This is a genomic window from Vibrio sp. Vb0937 (assembly GCF_033338855.1).
Genome location: NZ_JAWOTK010000479.1, coordinates 1 through 1,017, shown reverse-complemented (window position 1 = coordinate 1,017; position 1,017 = coordinate 1). Strand labels below are relative to the sequence as shown.

General features: G+C 48.4%; 1 protein-coding gene. It reads left to right on the top strand.

What is annotated here, in order from left to right; translation table 11 throughout:
* Positions 1–16 precede the first annotated feature (16 nt).
* Positions 17–1,017, top strand: a 1,001-nt coding sequence (locus R7P67_RS26650) for a TAXI family TRAP transporter solute-binding subunit (protein ID WP_318086563.1), incomplete at its 3' end; no start/stop codon positions are given.

Here is a 1,017-nt window from a genome sequence, read left to right as displayed (position 1 = left end):
TACACGGAGAGTAATAATGAAAATGAATAAGCTCGTAAAAGCACTGGCTATTGCTGTGACATCTTTTGGTATCGCGACAAATGCAGCGGCCGAAGAGCGCAGCTACATCCTTGCGACCGCTTCTACTGGTGGCACTTACTACCCAGTAGGGGTGGCTTTGGCGACATTAAGTAAAGTGAAACTCGCACCAAAGCACCACTTCTCCCTTTCTGCTATCAGCTCTGCTGGCTCTGGTGAAAACGTCAAACTATTGAATGAAAACGAAGCACAATTTGCGATTTTGCAAGGTTTGTACGGTGCGTGGGCTTGGTCGGGGGAAGGTCCTTACGAGAAAAGCGGTCGCCAAGAAAAGCTGCGTTCAGTCTCAATGTTATGGCAAAACGTTGAACACTTCATTGTTCGTAGCGACTTAGCAAAAACCGGTACGGTTAGTGATCTGAAAAACCTCGAAGGGAAAAAGTTCTCTATCGGTAAAAAGAACTCCGGTACTGAGAACTCAGGCCGTCAGATCATGAAAGGCCTGAGTGTTGACCCAGACAAGTTCAACCTTGCCTTTATGGGGTACGGCGGCAGTGCAAGTGCGCTACAAAATGGCACCATCGATGGTATGAATACGCCAGCAGGTGTTCCTGTTGGGGCGGTGACGCAAGCATTTGCGGCGCTAGGCAAAGATATCTCGATACTTTCGTTCACTGACGAGCAAATCAAGCAAGCCAACGGCAACTACAAGTTGTGGACCAAGTACGACATTCCTGCCAACACTTACCCAGGTTTAGATAAACCAATCACGACGATTGCTCAGCCCAACTTCCTTGCGGTTCGAGACGATATCTCGGAAGAGGACGTTTACCAACTGACCAAAGCCATTTACGAGAACCTTCCGTTCCTACAAGGCATCCACAAAGCAACCAAAGCGATGGCGATCGAAAAAGCGATTTCGGGGCTTCCTTTACCGCTGCATCCGGGTGCGGTTCGTTACTACAAAGAAATGGGAATCGAAATCCCATCTGAACTGAT